This window comes from Streptomyces sp. NPDC059866 (genome assembly GCF_042731325.1).
Classification (GTDB): domain Bacteria; phylum Actinomycetota; class Actinomycetes; order Streptomycetales; family Streptomycetaceae; genus Streptomyces; species Streptomyces flavusporus.
Map to the genome: position 1 here is coordinate 27,161 of NZ_JBHWJT010000010.1, position 20,583 is coordinate 47,743.

Here is a 20,583-nt window from a genome sequence, read left to right on the forward strand (position 1 = left end):
CAGCAGGACACCGAAGAGCGAGTTGTGCACAGGGCCCTCTTCGAAACGGATTCCCAGCTCTCTCTAGTTGGGAGTAGTAGTAGGGCCTGTGGATACCGTGGATAACTGCGTTATCCCAGCTCAGGGCGGAAATTTTGTCCACGGGGCCTGTGGGCCGAGACAGTGGACAACTGAACACTTCTGTGGAGAACGGAAAGTTCTGCACACCCCATGCACAGGGTGGGGCGAGTTCTCCCCAGCACCGTCCCCAGCTTTACCCACGTTTCCCACAGCCCAACCCGGCAGCTTTGTGTGACGCCTTTCACTCGGCCCGGTGAGCAGGCGCGTCATGTTGCCGAACAGTGGACAGAGCTGTGGAGAAGCTAGGCATCACTGGGGACAACCTGCCCCGGCCTGTGGGTGGCTGGTGGACAACTCCGTGCACAGTCTGTGGATCACCCGCCTGTCCACAGTCTGTGGAGATCCTTCGTCCACCGATCCACAACCACTTGACCTGGTCTGATGGTCCTTCAACAGGCCGGGCTGTGGACACGATCTGGACAACTTCGCAGTCCCCAGGATGTGGACGGCAGAAAGTCACCGAATCTGTGGAGAGTGGCCGTAACCCGGCTCGTAATCGAACCGCGGGTGGCCGGCGAACGACGAAGGGCGCCCCGGGGACCTCGTCCCGGGGCGCCCTCAGAGGCGTAGGACGGCTGTGTCAGCCGTTCTTGATGCGGTTCGTCAGCTCGGTGACCTGGTTGTAAATGGAGCGCCGCTCGGCCATCAGATTGCGGATCTTGCGGTCGGCGTGCATCACCGTCGTGTGGTCGCGGCCGCCGAACAGCGCGCCGATCTTCGGCAGGGACAGGTCCGTCAGCTCGCGGCACAGGTACATGGCGATCTGCCGGGCCGTCACCAGCGCGCGCCCGCGCGAGGTTCCGCACAGGTCCTCGACCGTGAGGCCGAAGTAGTCGGCGGTCGCGCTCATGATGGCTGTCGAGGTGATCTCGGGGGCGGAGTCCTCGCCGCCGGGGATCAGGTCCTTCAGGACGATCTCCGTCAGGCCCAGGTCCACCGGCTGCCGGTTGAGCGACGCGAACGCCGTCACCCGGATCAGCGCGCCCTCCAGCTCGCGGATGTTGCGCGAGATCCGCGAGGCGATGAACTCCAGTACCTCTGGCGGGGCGTTGAGCTGCTCCTGCACCGCCTTCTTGCGCAGAATCGCGATCCGCGTCTCCAGCTCGGGCGGCTGGACGTCGGTGATCAGGCCCCACTCGAAACGGTTCCGCAGCCGGTCCTCCAGCGTCACCAGCTGCTTGGGCGGCCGGTCGCTGGAGAGCACGATCTGCTTGTTGTCATTGTGGAGCGTGTTGAAGGTGTGGAAGAACTCCTCCTGCGTCGACTCCTTGTCCGCCAGGAACTGGATGTCGTCGACGAGCAGGATGTCCATCTCGCGGTACCGCTTGCGGAAGCTGTCGCCCTTGCCGTCGCGGATGGAGTTGATGAACTCGTTGGTGAACTCCTCCGAGCTCACGTACCGCACACGCGTGCCCGGGTAGAGGCTCCGCGCGTAGTGTCCGATCGCGTGCAGCAGGTGCGTCTTGCCGAGCCCCGACTCCCCATAGATGAACAGGGGGTTGTACGCCTTGGCCGGCGCCTCGGCGACGGCCACCGCAGCTGCGTGCGCGAAGCGGTTCGAGGCGCCGATGACGAACGTGTCGAAGAGGTACTTCGGGTTAAGTCGCGCGGTCGGCTCACCGGGGCCGGTCGCCGGTGCGGGCTGCGCCGCCAGCGGGCCCGGCGCGCCACTGGGCGCGGGCAGTGAGGTGCCCGCCGGGCCGCGGTGCGCGGGCCCGGCGCCGCCCTGCGGCTCGGGCAGTTCCCGCCGGGCGTCGCGCTGGTCGTAGTCGCCGTGTGACGGGTCGTATTCGGAGCGCTGCTGGTCGTACGACGGGCGCTCCATGCCCTGCTGGCGGTACTCCTGCGAGGGTGATCCGTAGGAGTCCTGTGCTGGTGAGCCGTAGGAGTCGCGGGACGGTGGGCCGTAGGAGTCCTGTGCCGGTGAGCCGTACGCGTCCTGCGACGGCGTTGCATAGGGGTCCCGTTCCGGGAAGCCGAGCCGCGGCTGCTGCCAGCTGTACTCGTCCTGCGCCGACCGTGGCCAGGCACCCGGCTCGGGGCGCTGGTACTCCGCCGGGTAGGCGGGGCGGGCCGTGGGGAGCTGGTCGCCGGACGCTCCGGGGCGCCGTTCGGAGCGGTGCCGGCCGTAGCCCTCGTACTGGCCGGACGGAGCGGGGAGTTCCGGCTCCTCGTAGCGCGGCTGGGGCTGGGTGGGGGGCGCCGACGGGGCCGGGGTCTCGCCGGCGGAGTCGTCGACGGTGATCGCGATGCGGATCGGGCGGCCGCACTCACGGCTCAGCGTCTCGCTCACGATCGGGGCGAGGCGGCCCTCGAGCACGCCCTTCGCGAACTCGTTCGGTACGGCCAGCAGGGCGGTGTCGGCGACCAGCGCGAGGGGCTGGCAGCGCCGGATCCAGTGCTCGTCCTTGGCCTCGACGCCCTGCCCGCGGCCCTCACCGAGAAGCTGCTCGAGAACTCGTGGCCACACTGCGGCAAGATCGGCAGGTACGTCAGCCACAGGGCACGCTCTCTCATGGGTCCCACGAACGTGTGGTTGTGGGACGGGTCGGGATGTAAGTCGGGTTCCGCAGGGATAAGGGAACGAATCGGAGTCCAGCCACGGTAGTCAGGGCGACCGCTGCGGTTCAAGTTATTGTCCCCAGCCTGTGGATAGTGTCTCCCGGCGGCTGTCGGTTTGACCGGATGGCGTAGCCCCACGTACCGTAACCAGGTCGAGTTGTCGATGGCTGCTGCCGCCTGCCTCCGATGGGCACAGATCGCGTCAAGGTGATCGGAAAGCGGTGCACTCGGGCGTAACGCGAGCTACTCGTGGGCGCACGGTGACAGCCAGGACGGCACCCCGCCACCACCGATTTCTTTCTGGAGCCCCCGAGTGAGCAAGCGCACCTTCCAGCCGAACAACCGTCGTCGCGCGAAGACCCACGGCTTCCGGCTGCGTATGCGCACCCGTGCCGGCCGCGCGATTCTCGCGTCCCGCCGTAGCAAGGGTCGCGCCCGTCTGTCCGCCTGATCGCGGTCAGGTCATGACGTCGTGCTGCCCACCGAGAACCGGCTGAGGCGGCGCGAGGACTTCGCGACCGCGGTTCGACGAGGACGCCGGGCTGGACGCCCACTTCTCGTCGTCCACCTTCGTAGCGGTGCCACGGACCCGCATGCGCCTGGGGAGAGCGCTCCCCCGACGCGTGCGGGTTTCGTCGTGAGCAAGGCCGTGGGTGGCGCTGTCGTGCGCAACAAAGTCAAGCGCAGACTTCGCCATCTGATGCGTGAGCGAGTCGACCAGCTGCCCCCCGGTAGCCTGGTAGTCGTACGAGCGCTACCCGGTGCGGGTGACGCTGAACATGCACAGCTGGCCCGAGACCTGGATGCCGCTCTTCAGCGGTTGCTGGGAGGGGGCGCGCGATGAAGTACCCGCTGCTGGCGCTGATCAAGCTGTACCAGTGGACCATCAGCCCGCTGCTGGGGCCGGTGTGCAAGTACTACCCGTCGTGTTCCCACTACGGCTACACGGCTATTGACCGGCACGGTGCCCTCAAGGGCACCGCACTCACGGCCTGGCGCATCCTGCGCTGCAATCCGTGGTCGCTGGGTGGTGTGGACCATGTCCCGCCGCGCAAGCGCCCGCGGTGGCACGAACTGCTGCGCAACGCATGGCGCGCACGCAAGGGCGGGCCCTCCGCCGCCGAAACGGCCACCGAAGAGAATGTTCCTTCGAGCCCGGCCGCAGAGACCCCGTCCCATGCCCAAGGAGCATGATTAGTGGACACGATTGCCAGCCTCTTCAGCTTCATCACCACACCCGTTTCGTGGGTCATCGTTCAGTTCCACTCGCTGTACGGTGCGATCTTCGGCCCTGACACGGGCTGGGCCTGGGGCCTGTCCATCGTGTCTCTGGTGGTGCTGATCCGTATCTGCCTGATCCCGCTCTTCGTGAAGCAGATCAAGGCGACCCGGGCCATGCAGACGCTCCAGCCCGAGATGAAGAAGATCCAGGAGCGCTACAAGAGCGACAAGCAGCGTCAGTCCGAAGAGATGATGAAGCTGTACAAGGAGACGGGCACCAACCCGCTCTCCTCGTGCCTTCCCATCCTGGCGCAGTCGCCGTTCTTCTTCGCCCTGTACCACGTGCTGAACAGCATCGCGTCGGGCGACACCATCGGTGTGATCAACGAGCGGCTGCTGGAGAGCGCGCAGAAGGCGCACATCGTCGGTGCCCCGCTGGCTGCGAAGTTCACGGACAGCTCGAGCACGGTCGAGGCGCTCGGCTCCTCGATCACCGACGTGCGGGTCGTCACCGCCATCATGATCATCCTGATGTCGCTGTCGCAGTTCTACACGCAGCGCCAGCTGATGACGAAGAACGTCGACACCTCGGTGAAGACGCCGTTCATGCAGCAGCAGAAGATGCTGATGTACATCTTCCCGGTGATCTTCGCGGTCTTCGGCATCAACTTCCCGGTCGGTGTCCTCGTCTACTGGCTGACCACCAACGTGTGGACCATGGGCCAGCAGATGTACGTCATCCGCAACAACCCGACCCCTGGTTCCAAGGCGCAGGCCGCCTACCTGGACCGCCTGTACAAGCACGTCACGCACCACGGCAAGGCCCGCAACCGGCGTGAGCGTGCCATCGTGAAGGCCATCGTGGCCAAGGGGCGCGACCGCAACGACTACGAGCGCAAGTTCATCAACGGCCTGAGCAAGGCGGGCCTCGCGGCCCAGGCCGACGGCTCCGTTGTGAAGAGCGAGGTCCCCGTGGCCACCGTGACCGAAGACGGTACGCCGGCCACCACCGTTCCCAAGCGTCAGCAGCCCAAGCGGCAGCCCAAGTCCAAGCGCCAGTCCGGCGGACCGAAGCCTGCCGGGGGTGCCGAGAAGACGTCCTCGCCGTCGACCTCGCTGAGCAAGTCGGGCGATCCGGAGGACGCCAAGCCGGCGGGGTCCGCCGGGAAGGCGAATCCCAAGTCCGGAGGCGGTTCCCGCAGCCGGGCCCAGTCCGGCCAGCGCAAGGGTCCGCAGCGGCCCAAGTCCTCGTCCAAGAAGTAAGAAGGAGTCCATCCCGTGACGGAAGGCACCACCTCCGCCGCTGCCGAGGGTGCAGACACCCTGACCCGCCTGGAGCAGGAGGGTGACATCGCGGCGGACTACCTCGAGGGTCTGCTGGACATCGCCGACCTCGACGGCGATATCGACATGGACGTCGAGGGTGACCGTGCTGCTGTCTCGATCATCAGCGACACGGGGAGCCGTGACCTGCAGAAGCTGGTCGGCCGGGACGGTGAGGTGCTGGAGGCGCTTCAGGAGCTCACGCGCCTGGCCGTGCACCGGGAGACCGGCGACCGCAGCCGACTGATGCTGGACATCGCCGGGTACCGTGCCAAGAAGCGCTCCGAGCTCTCCGAGCTGGGCGCCAAGGCTGCTGCCGAGGCCAAGAGCAGCGGCTCGCCTGTGAAGCTCAAGCCGATGACGCCGTTCGAGCGCAAGGTCGTCCACGACGCGGTCAAGGCTGCAGGTCTGCGCAGCGAGTCCGAGGGCGAGGAGCCGGAGCGCTTCGTCGTCGTGCTGCCTGCCTGAGCGGTCCCTACGCTCCACCGGCCCCGTCTGTTGCGCAGGCGGGGCCGAACTTTGTCAGCCTGGTGGTCAGCGCCCAGTGCGCTTTTGCGGTACGGAAGGACGGTCCCCGTGACGGAGGCAGCGGAACTCCCCCCTGCGCCCGAGCAGGCACGCGACGTATTCGGTGATCGCTTCGCGGATGCGGTGAGGTACGCCGAGCTCCTGGCCGAGGCCGGGGTGCAGCGTGGGCTCATCGGCCCGCGTGAGGTGCCCCGTCTCTGGGAGCGGCATCTGCTGAACTGCGCCGTGCTCTCGGAGGTCGTTCCCGAGGGTGTGACGGTGTGCGACGTGGGTTCCGGTGCCGGTCTGCCCGGGATTCCCCTGGCGCTGGTGCGGGAAGACCTGAAGATCACGCTGCTCGAGCCACTGCTCAGGCGAACGAACTTCCTGACCGAGGTCGTGGAACTGCTGGGCCTCGATCATGTGACCGTTGTGCGCGGCCGTGCCGAGGAGGTCATGGGCAAGCTGCCGCCGGTCCATGTGGTGACGGCGCGGGCCGTGGCACCGCTGGATCGGCTGGCCACCTGGGGGATTCCGTTGTTGCGCCCGTACGGCGAGATGCTCGCGCTCAAGGGCGACACCGCGGAGGAGGAGCTGAAGAGCGCGGCCACTGCTCTGAGCAAGCTCGGTGCGGTTCAGACGTCCATCCTGCATGTCGGCGAGGGTGTGGTGGATCCGATGTCCACAGTCGTGCGTGTGGAGGTCGGGGAGAGCCCGGGCGGTGTGCGGTTCGCGGCGAAGCGTGCGAAGGCGGCACGTACGGGGCGGGCGCGGCGGCGGCGCTGAGATCGGGGGGTGCTGGGTCGTGGTGCCGTTCTCCTGAGGCGCCTGCTGATCCGTCCTGAGGGTGAGACGTACTCCACACAAGCTGCCAAACCTATGCATGACGGAGTGTCGCGACGGTCAGGCCCCGGCCGCTGTGCATCGTGTTTCACGTGAAACGTCGCTCACTGCTCCACGGCATCATCGGCCGCGGCCGCGCCGCAGCCGAACCTCGTGACCGCAAGCCTCTCGGTTCCCTGGGCGGGGAGGCTCCTGTCGATTCAGGTGACACTCCGTCCCTCGCCAGGGGCACGGAGTTGTCCACAGAGGTGGATTTCTCCACAGAACACCAGGCCTCACTGGTTCGCGACCCCGAAGACATGGGAGGCTCTGTTCATTGCGAGCCTGAAGTCGAGGAGAGTGAATCCTTGCGGTCCGACGCCAACATCGCGGGACCGATGACCGATCCGGTCCCCGGTCCCCGTACCGAGTCGCCGGGGGAGGATGTTTCACGTGAAACACCGCCCCCGATGGACGACACTCCCATCGGTCGTGCTGCCCAACTGGCGGTCGAGGCTCTGGGCCGGGCCGGTGAGGGTCTGCCGCGACCCGAACAGACCCGTGTCATCGTCGTCGCCAACCAGAAGGGTGGAGTGGGCAAGACGACGACGACCGTCAACCTGGCCGCTTCGCTGGCTCTGCACGGTGGCCGTGTCCTGGTGATCGACCTCGACCCGCAGGGCAATGCGTCCACCGCTCTGGGGATCGACCATCACGCCGAAGTCCCTTCCATCTACGACGTGTTGATCGAGAGCAAGCCGCTCTCGGAGGTCGTTCAGCCGGTCCCCGATGTCGAGGGTCTCTTCTGCGCGCCCGCCACGATCGATCTCGCCGGTGCGGAGATCGAGCTGGTGTCCCTGGTGGCGCGGGAGAGCCGTCTCCAGCGAGCGATCCAGTCCTACGAGCAGCCACTGGACTACGTCCTTATCGACTGCCCACCGTCGCTCGGTCTGCTCACGGTCAACGCGCTGGTGGCCGGCCAGGAGGTCCTCATCCCGATCCAGTGCGAGTACTACGCGCTGGAGGGGCTGGGTCAGCTGCTACGCAACGTCGACCTGGTACGGGGACACCTCAACCCTTCGCTGCATGTATCGACGATCCTGCTCACCATGTACGACGGCCGGACGCGGCTTGCATCACAGGTCGCGGACGAGGTGCGCAACCACTTCGGCGACGAGGTGCTGCGGACGAGCATTCCCCGCTCGGTCCGTATCTCCGAGGCGCCGAGCTACGGGCAGACGGTGCTGACTTACGATCCAGGATCGAGCGGTGCCCTCTCCTATCTTGAGGCGGCACGAGAAATCGCGTTGAAGGGTGTCGGCGTCAGCTATGACGGGACGCACGCCCATATCGGCGCTCAGAGCGACCAGAGCATGGTGGAGGGGATCCAGTGAGCGAGCGACGGAGGGGGCTGGGACGTGGTCTCGGCGCGCTGATCCCTGCGGCCCCGACCGAGAGGACGCCGGCGCAGACCGCGGTGGGGGGCGCTGCTTCCACGTCCCCCACCGCGGTGCCGGTGCTGAACAATGAGCGCGGGGTGGCCGCGGCGAAGGTGGCCACGCTGCCGCCTGTTTCACGTGAAACCGAGGAGCCCTCGGTGAGCGGCGCCGTGGAGACGCCTGCACCTCCCATGGGCGCCCACTTCGCCGAGATCCCCCTCGGCTTCATCACGCCGAACCCGCGGCAGCCGCGTGAGGTCTTCGACGAGGATGCGCTGCACGAGCTCGTCACCTCCATCAAGGAGGTCGGTCTTCTCCAGCCGGTCGTCGTACGGCAGCTGGGCATCGACCGCTACGAGCTCATCATGGGTGAGCGGCGTTGGCGGGCCTGCCGTGAGGCGGGACTTGAGGCGATCCCGGCGATCGTGCGGGCCACGGAGGACGAGAAGCTCCTCCTGGACGCCCTGCTGGAGAATCTGCATCGGGCCCAGCTGAACCCCCTCGAAGAGGCGGCCGCCTACGACCAGTTGCTGAAGGACTTCAACTGCACGCATGACCAGTTGGCGGACCGTATCGGTCGGTCCCGCCCGCAGGTCTCCAACACGCTGCGTCTGCTGAAGTTGTCGCCGGCGGTTCAGCGCCGGGTGGCCGCCGGAGTGCTCTCCGCCGGGCATGCGCGGGCCCTTCTCTCGGTCGAGGACTCGGAGGAGCAGGACCGGCTGGCGCACCGGATCGTGGCCGAGGGGCTCTCGGTGCGTGCCGTCGAGGAGATCGTGACCCTGATGGGATCGCGGCCCAAGGCGGCTCAGCGCTCCAAGGGCCCCCGGGCCGGGACCCGGGTCTCTCCGGCACTGACCGACCTCGCCACCCGTCTTTCGGACCGTTTCGAGACGCGGGTGAAGGTCGACCTGGGCCAGAAGAAGGGCAAGATCACCGTGGAGTTCGCCTCCATGGAGGACCTCGAGCGGATCCTCAGCTCGCTCGCGCCCGGTGAAGGGCCGGTCCTGCAGAAGAGCCTTCTGGAAGGCGACTCCGAGGAGGCAGAAGACTGAGCCTCGGGCGGCGGGGTGGTTCCGCCCAGCAGTGCCGTCAGTGCGGGCCGTGTCCGGTGTGTACCGGAACGCGGCCCGCACTTTGCTTTTTGGCGGTATCGATGGAATCGCATAGTGGATACGATGCGTTCGGATATGGCGCATCCACCTGGGAGTAGGCTCTAAGGGGAGGCGGGGTCATGCGACCGATGAGCCGGACCGGACTGGTGAGCGCGGGACTGGGGCTGGGCGCGGTCGGCGGGTTCGTCGGCAGCCTGCTCAGGGAACGGAGCGCACTGACTGCCGCCCGCGATGCGGCGGGCGAAGGAAGCGAGGAACAGCCTTCATGGGGCGTCGGCTCGTACCGCTCACGCTGGACAACCTTCCGGACCTTCCCAAGCGCTGTCGCACGTGCGTCTTCTGGGAGTTGGATCCAGTCAGCGGTGAGGCCGCGGTAAAGGCGGGCACGTCCGCGCTGGAGAAGGAGGCCTGGATCTCCGCCGTGCTGTTGGACTGGGGATCATGCGGGCGGGTCGTCTATGTCGATGAGGTACCGGTGGGCTTTGTGCTCTACGCGCCTCCGGCATACGTTCCCCGCTCCACGGCGTTCCCCACGAGCCCCGTCTCGCCCGACGCCGTGCAGTTGATGACTGGGTTCATCGTGCCGGGTTACCAGGGGCAGGGGCTGGGCCGAGTGATGGTCCAGACAGTCGCCAAGGATCTTCTGCGGCGCGGCTTCAAAGCGATCGAGGCGTTCGGGGATGCCCGGTGGAAGGAACCCGCCTGTGTGCTGCCCGCTGATCATCTGCTCGCGGTCGGCTTCAAGACCGTCCGCTCCCACCCCACGTATCCGCGGATGAGGCTGGAGCTGCGCACGACGCTCTCCTGGAAGGAAGACGTGGAGCTGGCGCTGGACCGGCTGCTGGGGGCGGTGCAGAAGGAGCCGGTCTTGAGGCCTCTCTAGAAGGCCACGCATCAAACGAATGGGCCAGCCCTCTCGGGCTGGCCCATTCGTGTTTCACGTGAAACATGGTGCCGTCTGCTCGACGGCACAGCGTCACTCAGCGATGAAGTCCGCGAGGTCGCGGATGATCGCGGCCTTCGGCTTGGCACCGACGATCGTCTTGGCGACCTCGCCGCCCTGGTAGACATTCAGGGTCGGGATCGACATGACACCGTACTTGGCGGCCGTACCCGGGTTCTCGTCGATGTTCAGCTTGACGACCTCGATCTTGTCGCCGTACTCGGCGGCGATTGCCTCGAGGGACGGCGCGATCTGGCGGCACGGACCGCACCAGGCGGCCCAGAAGTCCACCAGTACGGGCTTGTCGCTCTTGAGGACGTCCTGATCGAAGGAGTCGTCGGTCACATTCTTCAGGGTGCCAGCCACGGCGGGCTCCTAACTGGTTGGTGCGTGGGGCGGATTGAGGGTTCAGGCAGAGGTCTTCTCGGGCTCGGCCTTCTTCGCGTCCGCGAGGGCGGCGAGGAAGCGCTCGGCGTCGAGGGCGGCGGAACAGCCGGTGCCGGCCGCCGTGATCGCCTGTCGGTAGGTGTGGTCGACCACGTCACCGGAGGCGAAGACACCCGTCAGGTTGGTGCGGGTGGAGGGCGCGTCGACCTTCAGGTAGCCCTCCTCGTCCAGGTCCAGCTGGCCCTTGAACAGCTCGGTGCGCGGGTCATGGCCGATCGCGATGAACAGGCCGGTCACCGCGAGATCCGACAGCTCGCCGGTCTTGACGTTGCGCAGCTTCAGGCTGGAGAGCTTCTGATCGCCCTGGATCTCGGCGACCTCGCTGTCCCAGACGAACGAGATCTTCGGGTCGGCGAAGGCGCGCTCCTGCATCGCCTTGGAGGCGCGCAGGGTGTCCCGGCGGTGGACGACCGTGACGGACTTGGCGAAGCGCGAGAGGAAGGTGGCCTCCTCCATTGCGGTGTCGCCGCCGCCGATCACGGCGATGTCCTGGTCCTTGAAGAAGAAGCCGTCGCAGGTGGCGCACCAGGAGACGCCGCGGCCGGAGAGCGCGTCCTCGTTGGGCAGGCCGAGCTTGCGGTGCTGGGAGCCGGTGGCGACGATGACGGCCTTCGCGTGGTGCACCGTGCCCGCGGTGTCGGTGACGGTCTTGATTTCACCGGTCAGGTCTACGGAGACGATGTCGTCCGGAACGAGCTCGGCGCCGAACCGCTCGGCCTGGGCGCGCATGTTGTCCATGAGCTCGGGGCCCATGATGCCGTCCTGGAAGCCCGGGAAGTTCTCCACGTCGGTGGTGTTCATCAGCGCACCACCTGCGGTGACGGCACCCTCGAAGACCAGTGGCTTCAGCGACGCGCGCGCGGTGTAGAGCGCCGCCGTGTAGCCGGCGGGCCCGGAGCCGATGATGATCACGTTACGGACGTCGCTCACGGCTTGATTCCTCGTCTCTGGACTGCGTCGTTCGACCGGGGGAGCCCCTTTCAGGACTCTCACCCCACCCAACGGATCCTAAGGGGCGCGCATTCCCGCTGTGCCCGGGCACACGGAGAGCTCCCTGGAGGAGATACCCACGGGAGCACAAACGAGGCGACAGGATGAGGCCTGCTCCTCACCGGCGCGTGTAGGACTGCTCCAGCAGAACCGTGGCCTTGGCGGACGACGACTGATCCACACAGTTCGCGTCGACGACGTAGGCCGTGACCCGCGTCGGGTTCGAGGTGTCGGGCAGGACGACGAGGAGGGCGCTCGTTCCCTGATATGTGCCGGGCTTGGTCGCAAGGGCGGCGTCGTTGCGACCGATGCCCTGCTGGACGCACTCGGGGACCTGGACCGTGGGCTGCTGAAGGATGCGATTCCTGTCGGTTCTGGGGGTGGACTCCACACCGAAGTCGTCGGGAGTGCGGGAGCCGTTCCCGGAGCTCTGGCCCTTGGCGAGGAGATCCACGACCTGCTGCTCCAGCTTCCCCTCGGAGAAGGTGTCCGCGGAGGCGGACTGCTGCTCGTGGGCCGTGGTGCCCGGCTCTGACCCGGTCAGCGAGGACACGAGGACGGAACCGAGCCCCAGAGCGGCGGCAGAGAAGACCGCACCCAGGACAGCCACCCTGCGGCGCCCGCCCCGCCTGCGGTTCTTACGCCCGGGACCGGTGGTGGAGGTGCCTGCGTGGCCAGAGGGACGAGCCGTGGCTGCCGATGTTTCACGTGAAACATGCGTGCCGTCGTCCGCGTCGGAGATCGTGTGGGCCCCGTCGGCGGGTGCCGTGGCGCTCGGCGCATCGGGTGCAGTGGCATGGAGGAGAGCCTCCGCGGCGAGAGCGGCATCGATCCGTTCGGCGACATCGGCGGGCATACGCGCCGGACCCGGCAGTGTGCCGAGCAGCCCTCGGATCTCTTCCAGCGACGCGAAGACATCAGCGCAGAGTTCGCACTCGTCCAGATGCCGTCGTACATCTGCGGTCCGGTTCGGGGGAAGCAGGCCTTCGGCGAGGTCGGAGATCTCCGTGACGTCCGGGTGCCCGGCCGTATCCGTCGTGGATGTCACGCTCGCCCACCTCCGCCCTTCACAGCAGCTGAATCGCTTGGCCCTGCACCCCGTGGTCCCGCACCGTGCGGTCCCGCTGCCGGTGGGACGGATGTCCCCTGGGCCCGGTTCCGTCCTGCGGCCTGCTCTTCGCCGTGACCGGTGTTTTCCGGACGCAGATGGGTGAGCAGCGGGAGGAGCCTGGCTCTGCCGCGTGCGCAGCGGCTCTTCACCGTCCCGGTCGGGACGTCGAGCATGCGGGCGGCCTCGGCGACCGGGTACCCCTGCATGTCCACGAGGACGAGGGCGGCGCGCTGGTCGGGCGGGAGTGTGCCGAGCGCTTCGAGGAGCTGTCGATGCAGGTCGTTTCGCTCGGCGGGGGCGGATGCCGACTCGTGCGGCTCGAGCAACTGCTCCAGCCGCTCGGTGTCGTCGACCGGCGAGGTCTTGCGGGAGGCTGCCTTGCGGGCGCGGTCGAGGCAGGCGTTCACCGTGATCCGGTGCAGCCAGGTTGTGACGGCCGACTGGCCGCGGAAGGTGTGGGCGGCCCGGTAGGCGGAGACAAGGGCGTCCTGGACCGCGTCAGCGGCCTCCTCGCGGTCGCCCAGGGTGCGGAGGGCCACGGCCCAGAGGCGGTCGCGATGGCGGCGTACAAGCTCACCAAAGGCGTCCTTGTCTCCCGCGACATGGCGCGCAAGGAGGTCGGCGTCCGACAGATCGGCCCGGCTCGATCCGCTATCCACACATATCCCCCGACTCCCTAGGGGAGGCAACCCTGCTGCTGTCAATCCGACTCGTAAGCCTGAGCGACAGAATGCCACACAGCGGGCCGGCCGATGGTCAGACTGTGCCTTGAAACAGGGTCAGGCTGTTCCGTCAAAGAAGATCAACTGCGCGCTCGATGTGAGTGGCCTCCACGCGTTGATCATCTTCCTCGCGGGACGGCGCTGCGCCGTCCCGCGAGGTACCAAGGGGAGGGACAAGTAAAGCGTCGCGTCACGGCGGTGGGTGCAGCGGTGAGGCGGATCGGACCGTCGACTTCGACGGGTTCGAGAGGTCACTGACCGATCCGGAAGTGGAGAAGGCCTTCTCTGAGTCCGCGATACAGAGGAGCCTGATCAAGAAGAACCAGGTGGTTCTCGACCGGTTCCTGGATCGGCAGACAGCCAGAGTGGTTGCCGCTCGGAAGCTGCTCGGTACGGATGACTGAAGCGAGCGGCCCGCGGCCTTGAACGGCTGCGGGCCGACCTCGTCGTGCGGAGCTTCAGCTGGTCACCTTGACGTCGATCACCCTGCCGCGCCACTTGCCGTCGTCCGCCTGTATCGGCAGCTCGGTGAGCCACACCAGCAGATACCGGGAGGTGAGGGCCTTGTCCGGCTCGAGCGTCACCGTCGCGCCCGAACCCTCGGCGACCTTGGTGTAGCTGTCGAGGGACGTCGGCATTGCGCCGGTGTCGCCGGAAGCGGCGCGGAGCTCGACCGACGTACTCCCCTTGAAGGAGACGGTCACCTTTCCGACCTGCTGGGCCTTGCCGAGGTCGAGGATGACTCCGACGCCCGACTTCAGGTTTCCGAAGTTGGCGCCCTCGTAGTAGCTGGTCTGCCAGTACGTACCTGGAGTGGTGTCGTAGACCTTGTCCACGTCGTCCGGGTACTCCTCGCCGTCGTTGCCGAGCGGGTCGAAGTCACGGGCGCTCTGGATGGCGATCGGCTTGCCGCTGGCCGGCTTCTTCGGGCTCTTGTCGTTCCCGTCCGTCGTCTGCGTCTGGTTCGTGTCGTCGGACTGGTTGCCCTGGTCCATGAGCGCGTCCGCGAGCTGCCAGCTGCCCAGGCCCAGAGCGGCGATGAGGAGCGCCGAGACGGCCCACTTCAAGGCCCTTCCCGTGCGGCTCTGCAGCGGAGGCGGCGGAGGCGGTACCGGCTGGGTGGCGCCGGGATGCGGGGCCTGACGGCCGTACGTGCCCTGCTGGTACGTCGTGCGCTGATACTCCGGCGGTGCGGTGAACGCGGGCTCCGGCGGGCGGATGCGGGGCATCTCACCGATCGCCTTCACCAGCTCCTCCGGCGTCGTGCAGGGGGACTCGTGCCGGGAGGCGGTCGCGCCGTCGTTGGCGAGCGCGCGCATGGCGAGCTCCGACAGGCCACGGTGGACGCCGGCGCGCACCTGGTCGGGGGCGATGAGACCGACGTCCTTGGGCAGCCCGGCCAGTCCGTAGGCGTCGTCCTCGTACGGCCAGCGCTGGGTGAGCGACGTGTACAGCAGGGCGCCGATGGCTTCCGTGTCGGTGCGCTGCGGGGTGTCGGAACTGATGCCGCGCAGCGCGGCGTTCACGGCGAGACCGCGGATGCGCCACTGTCCGGAGGAGGTGCGCAGCACGGCGTTGGGGTTCAGCCGTAGGTGGGCCAGACCCTCACGGTGGGCGGCGGCCATGGCGGCGGAGACCTGGCTGACCATCTGGTAGGCGTCGTGCGGCTCCAGGGGACCGGAGGAGAGGAGCGTGGTGAGCTCCGTGGCGTCCGGCAGCCATTCGTGCACGACGTACACGAGATCGTTCTCCTCGACGGCGTCGAGGACCTGCACGAAGCGGGGGTCGCCGAGCAGCGCGGAGGAACGGGCTGCGGCCAGGACGGAGCGGGCCCGGGAGTGGTCCGCGGGCAGCACGTGCACGCCGACGGCGCGGCGGAGTTTCTCGTCGACGGCACGCCAACTGCTGAAACCGTCCAGACGGGTGATGCAGTCCTCGAGGCGGTAGCGTCTGGCGAGCTTGTGGCCGCTGTGCAGCTCGGGCGGCGAGGCTTTCGTTCCGGGATCCTCCGCCCCGCCACTCCCCTGTGCTTCGTCGCGCTCCGTGTCCCGCTCCCGGTTGTTGGCCACCCCGTCGGCCGTGGACTGGTCCGCCTTGGCGGTCAGCGGCTCATCGCCGCTGTTGTCTGCCACGTCGACGGCAGCCGTGCTCCGTTCCGCCACCGTCGTTCCTGCCTCCCCATTCGTTGCGCGCCGTCCGACGCCGAAACCAATTGTGCCCACAGTCCGCCGCTATGCACGACACACGGTGGCGGACGATGGTTGTGCGCGTACCCCCCGATTCAGCGACCCAGACGCCCGCGGACCATGCCGACGAGCGAGTTCAGCTCCGCGATCCGCATGCGGCGGGCGGCGACGTAGAAGATGCCCAGCAGGACGGCACCGCCGGCCAGCAGCGCGGCGAAGGAACCGGCGACGCCCTGGCCGAGGGCCCGGGTGATGCCGTAGCAGGCCGCGCCGCTCAGCAGCGCCGCCGGAACCGAGGCGATGCTCAGCCGCGCGTACGTGCGCAGCACACGGGTGCCGTCGAGGTCACCGCCCAGGCGCTTGCGCAGTCGGCGCCAGGCGACTCCGACGCCGATGGCGTAGGCGAGGCCGTAGGAGGCGGCCATGCCTACGACGGCCCAGCGGGACGGGATCAGGAAGAAGCACAGGGCCGAGGCGCCGGCGTTGACCGCGGCCACGATCACTGTGTTGTAGAAGGGCGTGCGGGTGTCTTCGTACGCGTAGAACGCGCGCAGGACGACGTACTGCACGGAGTACGGGATCAGGCCGAGGCCGAAGGCCATCAGCATGTAGCCCATGTTGGTGGCCTCGCTGGTGCCCGACGAACCGAACATCAGCGTGCACATGGGGATGCCGAGTGCCACGAAGCCGAAGGAGAGGGGCACGATCGCGACTGCCGTCGTCCTCAGTCCCTGCGAGATGTCGTCGCGGACGGCGCCGCCGTCGTCCTCCGCCGCGGAGCGCGCGAGGCGGGGCAACAGGGCGGCCATCAGGGAGACGGTGATGATCGCCTGGGGCAGGCCCCAGATGAGCTGGGCGTTGGCGTAGGCGGCGAAGCCGGTGCCGTCGACAGGCGAGTCCTTGCCCGCCGCCGTGGACAGTTGGGTGACGACGAGCGCGCCGGCCTGGTTGGCGAGGACGAACAGGACGGTCCACTTCGCGAGCGTCACGGCCTTGCCGAGGCCATGACCCTTCCAGTCGAAGCGCAGCCGAGGCCGGAATCCGGTCTCCCGCAGGTACGGGATCATCGCCAGCGCCTGCACGACGAGGCCGAGCAGCACGCCGATACCGAGGAGCCGTTGGCCCTCCGGTGGAATGTTCGTGACCGTCATGCCCGAGTGCTCGGCAGTTCCGTACACCCAGAGGAACATGCCGAGCGTCACGATGATGACGATGTTGTTCAGGACCGGAGTCCACATCATCGCGCCGAAACGGCCACGGGCGTTGAGGATCTGACCCATCACCACATGGATGCCCATGAAGAAGATCGAGGGCATGAAGTAGCGAACGAACGTGACGCCGACCTCGTTGGCGGCGGGGTCACTGGCGACCGCGTCGGACATCAGGCGGATGAGAAGTGGCGCACCGAAGACGGAGAGCACAGTGAGCGCGCCGAGCGTCACCATGACCAGCGTCAGCAGCCTGTTCGCATAGGCTTCGCCGCCGTCCTCGTCGTCCTTCATGGCGCGGACGAGTTGCGGCACGAAGACGGAGTTGAGGCCACCGCCGACCGTCAGGATGTAGATCATGGTCGGCAGCTGGTACGCGACCTGGAAGGTGTCACCGAGCAGGCCGACACCCAGCGCCGAAACGATCATCGCCGACCGTACGAACCCCGTGAGACGGGACACCATCGTGCCCGCCGCCATCACGGCGCTGGACTTCAGCAGGCCTCCGGCCCGTCCGCCCTTCTTCGCCGCCACGGGTGTCTCGTCGGCGGGCGGGGACGGGGGCGCCGGGTACTGCTGGACCGATGCCTGGTACTGCCCGGCAGTTGCCTGGTGCTGCTCCGGCGACGTCTGGGCGCCGCCGTACGGCCCGGCTGCCGCAGGGGCCCCGCCGTACTGTCCCGTCGGCCCCTGGCCCGTGCCGGGTGCGACGCTCGGACCCGGCACACCGGGGTGCTGCATCGACGGATGGGCACCGCCCTGCTGCTGGTCCCGGAAGAGGTGCGCGAAGGCGTCCGGCTCGTGGCGCTCGCCGCCGACCTGGGTGACCAGGTCGTCGACGCCGACGTACTGGGTCGTGCGGGGGTCGTCGCCGTACGGCAGGTACTGGGTGGGGCCCTCCGGCTCGGGCGGCGGGGTCTGGGCCCACACGCGGGGGTCGGGGGCGTACGGCGACTGGGGCGGCTGGGCGTACAGCTGCTGCGGCGACTGGTACGTGCCCGGGGGCGGCGGGGGGTGTGCGGCGCGGTCGTAGAGCGCCTCGGCGACCGGGTCCTGGGCCGAGAGGTCCTGGTCCCGGTAGGGGTCCTGATCGTAGGCGTCCTGGAGGTACATGTCCGCGGGGTGCTGCGGCGGCACCCGGCCGTGCTCGGGCGGCGGGCCCTCGGGGTAGCCCGAGCTGCCCGCGGCCTGGCCGCGGTCACCGTCGTACGGCGCGTTCATGGTTACCCCACCTCATCGTCCCGGGCCCACCGGCCACGACATGTCAACGGTCCACTCTCTCACCCGTCCCGGACGGGTCGGCGCTTTCCGCTGAGGTGTCCGGTGTCGGGTCACTCGGCTGCTCCGGGGCGCCTGCCCCGGGCCGGGTGCCCGACTCCTCCCTGAGACGGTGTTCGGGGCTTTCGGGGTTCTGCGGACCGTCGTCGGGCTCGTCCGCGGTCTCGGGGGCGTCCCCGTCGGCCTCGTGGGCAGCCGCGCGCTTGCGCTGGGTGTACATCCGGAAGCCGGCCAGGACGAGCAGCAGGACACCGCCGCCGATGACCAGCATCACCGTGGCCGTGATCTCGGTGACCTTCACGTCGAAGCGGACGGGTGCCCCGTACGGATGGCCGTCCTCCGTGAACAGCTGGGCGTAGACGGTCACCCGGCCGTTGGCGTTGGCGGACGTGGTGAACTTCACGGACTGGCTGTGGCCGCCGGAGACGGTGACGGGCTGCTCGTCATAGGCCTTGCCGTCGATCTCGAGGCGGGTCGGGCTGGTCGAGGTCAGCCGCAGGACCAGGTTGTCGACGCCCTGGACCAGGTTGTTCTGCACGGTCACCGGGATCGTGGCACTGCGGCCGGAGAGTTTGGTCTCCGACTTGTCGATCAGCGTGACCCCTTCGGACAGGTCGTCGAGATACGACTCCACGCCGTCGCGGTAACCCCGGGCCTCGGTGGCCAGGCCGCGCCACGACGTGGACATCTCGCGGTTTATGGCCCGCCCGAAGGGGGTCACCACCCGGGACTGCTGGGTGAGGATCACCTTGAAGCTGTCGAGCTTGTCCTGCGTCTGCGCGATCTGTTCGAAGGCCGAGCGGGGCAGTTCCTGCTTGCGCAGCGAGGACGGGTAGTCGGAGGTCGACGGCACGTTCGTGGTGGCGCCGGGGTCCGGCTTGGCCTCGGCGGCCGCGGTGAGCTCCTGGGCCTCCGTCCAGGTGCCGGCCTGCAGGGCCGTGACCGCTTCGGCCGTGGCCCGGGCCTGGCTGGCGGTCGGCATGCGCTGCGGGGCGATGACGATGCTGCGCTGCTGGTTCGTCTGGAGGTTGAGGGCGAGGCTCTGGGCGAGGAACTTCTGTACGGCCAGTGTGTTGGCGGACGCCTTGGTCAGATCGCCCTGGAAAGCCGTCGACAGCCGCGCGTCCGCGACCACCGCTGTGGTGCCGCCGCCGATGGGGCGGGCCGCGGAAGGCGTGTACGGCAGGCCGCCGGTCTCCTCCAGGCTGTCGTTGCGGGCGATCACCTTGTCGGCGCCGGCGGAGGTGGCGACCTTGACGATCGACGGGTCCACGGCGCCGTCCACGGGCCAGGCGAAGTCGGTGCTCGGTGTCACGTGGAGCACGGTCTTCACCGTGGTGGCGGCGACGTCGGTGGCCGCCTTGAACTGGCTCAGTGAGCCGGTGACGTCCGTGCCGTTGTGGGCGAGGGAGGCGAGGTCCGGGTCGGCGAAGGGCAGGGCGACGACCTCCTTGTCCGCCACCGCCTTCTGCAGGTCGGCCAGCCACTGCTTCGCGACCGCCTGGTGGGTGCCCGCCGTGGGGGTCTCGCCCTCGCCCTGGACCCGGTAGCCGCGCGTCATCGCGTCGACGGAGGCCAGGAGGTCCGGGTCGATCACCCAGGTGACGTCGAGGTCCTTGCCCAGCGACACCAGCTGCTCCAGACGGCCGCCCGGGGCGATCTCCTTGGCGAGGTCGTCGTTGAGGAAGACCGGCGTCTGCTGTTCGTTCGAGCCCGTCTCCGCCGTCATGTGCCCGGTGGACACCAGCGGCCACAGGACCGTGGTCTTCGTCCTCGTGTCCGCTTCGTCGGGCTGCCACGGCAGGAACGTCCGCTCGATGCCCAGCACCTGCTCCCAGGGCTGCGCGGCCGTCTCGCCGGACAGCGAGACGCCGAGCTGGTAGACACCGTTACCGCCCAGGTCCAGGTCGTCGACCGGTACGGAGATACTGAAGCGCTCGCCGACGCCCGGAGTCAGCTTGGCGAACTCCTGCGTGAACGAGCCGCCGATCGCCGTGCCGTCGGCGCCCGGTACGTACCCGGTGCGCTTGGCAGCGATGTCGATCGCCGATCGGGTCGTCAGCTCGGGGCCCACACGCAGATCCACATGGGCGTCGGTGACCGCCTGCTTGCCGTTGTTGGTCACCGTGCCGGAGACGGTCAGCGTGTCGCCCTCGGTGGGTGCGCTGGGACTGAGTGAATCGAGGGCGACGGTGACTGTGCGGGAGCCGGAGGCAGCCCGCGCGGAGGTCTGTCCGGCGGCGTCCGCGGCAGGGGCGGCGGGGAGCTGGAGCAGGCCCGCCAGCAGGGGCGCACTGGCCAGCAGCGCCGCGGTGCGCCTCATCCACCGGCGGGCAGGTGAGGGACTCGTCCCCTGGAAGTCTGCCGCCTCGGCCACGCGCTGGTCCGTCCCTCGTCGTCGTCAGTGGTCGTCGGAATGTGCGTCCACGCATGGTAACGATGCGCGCTGAGGGGAAGTGCCGCGGACTGCTCCACAGGATCGGGGGAAGGCGGGGCCGCGTCCCGTATGTGCGCGTATAAATGCGCGTATCAAGAGGAACGCCTGCGTACGTCGTGAGGGCTGACCTTGTGCCCGTATCGACAGCGGTGTTT

At 68.2% G+C, this 20,583-nt stretch carries 17 protein-coding genes; 9 read left to right on the top strand and 8 right to left on the bottom strand.

Going from position 1 to position 20,583, the window contains the following annotated elements; translation table 11 throughout:
- Window positions 1-700 precede the first annotated feature (700 nt).
- The gene (dnaA, locus tag ACFV7R_RS17065) at window positions 701-2,620 is read right to left on the bottom strand and encodes a chromosomal replication initiator protein DnaA (protein WP_385264156.1); all 1,920 of its coding nucleotides are present in this window, start codon (window positions 2,618-2,620) and stop codon (window positions 701-703) included.
- Window positions 2,621-2,995: 375 nt separating this feature from the next.
- Between dnaA and rpmH the strand changes: the two genes are divergently transcribed.
- The 9 genes from rpmH to ACFV7R_RS17110 all read left to right on the top strand — a co-directional run bounded on the left by rpmH (window position 2,996) and on the right by ACFV7R_RS17110 (window position 9,989).
- Window positions 2,996-3,133 carry a 50S ribosomal protein L34 gene (rpmH, locus tag ACFV7R_RS17070; RefSeq protein WP_003956500.1) on the top strand — a complete coding sequence of 46 codons (138 nt, stop codon included), beginning with the start codon at window positions 2,996-2,998 and terminating at the stop codon, window positions 3,131-3,133.
- Between the two features lie 21 nt (window positions 3,134-3,154).
- Complete coding sequence (gene rnpA / locus ACFV7R_RS17075) at window positions 3,155-3,526, top strand: ribonuclease P protein component (RefSeq protein WP_129798843.1); 372 nt, start codon at window positions 3,155-3,157, stop codon at window positions 3,524-3,526.
- Window positions 3,523-3,876, top strand: a complete 354-nt coding sequence (gene yidD / locus ACFV7R_RS17080) for a membrane protein insertion efficiency factor YidD (RefSeq protein WP_385264157.1) — start codon at window positions 3,523-3,525, stop codon at window positions 3,874-3,876. The genes rnpA and yidD overlap by 4 nt, the downstream gene beginning before the upstream one ends.
- A gap of 3 nt (window positions 3,877-3,879) precedes the next feature.
- The gene (gene yidC, locus ACFV7R_RS17085) at window positions 3,880-5,166 is read left to right on the top strand and encodes a membrane protein insertase YidC (RefSeq protein ID WP_385264159.1); all 1,287 of its coding nucleotides are present in this window, start codon (window positions 3,880-3,882) and stop codon (window positions 5,164-5,166) included.
- A gap of 15 nt (window positions 5,167-5,181) precedes the next feature.
- Window positions 5,182-5,694 carry a protein jag gene (locus ACFV7R_RS17090; RefSeq protein ID WP_385264160.1) on the top strand — a complete coding sequence of 171 codons (513 nt, stop codon included), beginning with the start codon at window positions 5,182-5,184 and terminating at the stop codon, window positions 5,692-5,694.
- A 108-nt stretch (window positions 5,695-5,802) separates the two neighbouring features.
- Window positions 5,803-6,519, top strand: a complete 717-nt coding sequence (gene rsmG / locus ACFV7R_RS17095; protein WP_385264162.1) for a 16S rRNA (guanine(527)-N(7))-methyltransferase RsmG — start codon at window positions 5,803-5,805, stop codon at window positions 6,517-6,519.
- Between the two features lie 356 nt (window positions 6,520-6,875).
- Window positions 6,876-7,949: a ParA family protein gene (locus ACFV7R_RS17100; protein ID WP_129799119.1), complete on the top strand. Its 1,074-nt coding sequence runs from the start codon at window positions 6,876-6,878 to the stop codon at window positions 7,947-7,949.
- Complete coding sequence (locus tag ACFV7R_RS17105; RefSeq protein WP_129798838.1) at window positions 7,946-9,046, top strand: ParB/RepB/Spo0J family partition protein; 1,101 nt, start codon at window positions 7,946-7,948, stop codon at window positions 9,044-9,046. The genes ACFV7R_RS17100 and ACFV7R_RS17105 overlap by 4 nt, the downstream gene beginning before the upstream one ends.
- 325 nt (window positions 9,047-9,371) lie before the next feature.
- Window positions 9,372-9,989, top strand: a complete 618-nt coding sequence (locus tag ACFV7R_RS17110) for a GNAT family N-acetyltransferase (RefSeq protein WP_129798837.1) — start codon at window positions 9,372-9,374, stop codon at window positions 9,987-9,989.
- 93 nt (window positions 9,990-10,082) lie between these two features.
- Here ACFV7R_RS17110 and trxA read toward each other — a convergent pair whose 3' ends face one another.
- From trxA to ACFV7R_RS17145, 7 genes are all read right to left on the bottom strand, one after another.
- The gene (trxA, locus tag ACFV7R_RS17115) at window positions 10,083-10,415 is read right to left on the bottom strand and encodes a thioredoxin (RefSeq protein WP_385264164.1); all 333 of its coding nucleotides are present in this window, start codon (window positions 10,413-10,415) and stop codon (window positions 10,083-10,085) included.
- A 42-nt stretch (window positions 10,416-10,457) separates the two neighbouring features.
- On the bottom strand, window positions 10,458-11,426 hold the full coding sequence (gene trxB, locus ACFV7R_RS17120) for a thioredoxin-disulfide reductase (RefSeq protein ID WP_385264165.1): 969 nt from the start codon (window positions 11,424-11,426) through the stop codon (window positions 10,458-10,460).
- A gap of 178 nt (window positions 11,427-11,604) precedes the next feature.
- Window positions 11,605-12,534, bottom strand: coding sequence for an anti-sigma factor family protein (locus ACFV7R_RS17125; RefSeq protein ID WP_385264167.1), 930 nt, complete (start codon window positions 12,532-12,534; stop codon window positions 11,605-11,607).
- The gene (sigM, locus tag ACFV7R_RS17130) at window positions 12,531-13,256 is read right to left on the bottom strand and encodes an RNA polymerase sigma factor SigM (RefSeq protein WP_385264168.1); all 726 of its coding nucleotides are present in this window, start codon (window positions 13,254-13,256) and stop codon (window positions 12,531-12,533) included. The genes ACFV7R_RS17125 and sigM overlap by 4 nt, the downstream gene beginning before the upstream one ends.
- Before the next feature lie 521 nt (window positions 13,257-13,777).
- A complete protein-coding gene (locus ACFV7R_RS17135; protein ID WP_385264170.1) occupies window positions 13,778-15,481 on the bottom strand; it encodes a protein kinase family protein in 1,704 nt (567 codons plus the stop codon).
- A gap of 119 nt (window positions 15,482-15,600) precedes the next feature.
- Entirely contained in the window at window positions 15,601-17,934 is a 2,334-nt protein-coding gene (murJ, locus tag ACFV7R_RS17140) for a murein biosynthesis integral membrane protein MurJ (RefSeq protein ID WP_385264172.1), read from the bottom strand.
- A gap of 43 nt (window positions 17,935-17,977) precedes the next feature.
- Window positions 17,978-20,368, bottom strand: coding sequence for a DUF6049 family protein (locus ACFV7R_RS17145; RefSeq protein ID WP_385264173.1), 2,391 nt, complete (start codon window positions 20,366-20,368; stop codon window positions 17,978-17,980).
- Window positions 20,369-20,583 lie beyond the last annotated feature (215 nt).

Bases quoted from the DNA above. Each gene is read 5' to 3' on its own strand.
- yidD (WP_385264157.1), top strand. From the start codon at position 3,523: ATGAAGTACCCGCTGCTGGCGCTGATCAAGCTGTACCAGTGGACCATC.
- ACFV7R_RS17100 (WP_129799119.1), top strand. From the start codon at position 6,876: ATGGGAGGCTCTGTTCATTGCGAGCCTGAAGTCGAGGAGAGTGAATCC.
- ACFV7R_RS17110 (WP_129798837.1), top strand. From the start codon at position 9,372: ATGGGGCGTCGGCTCGTACCGCTCACGCTGGACAACCTTCCGGACCTT.
- murJ (WP_385264172.1), bottom strand. From the start codon at position 17,934: ATGAACGCGCCGTACGACGGTGACCGCGGCCAGGCCGCGGGCAGCTCG.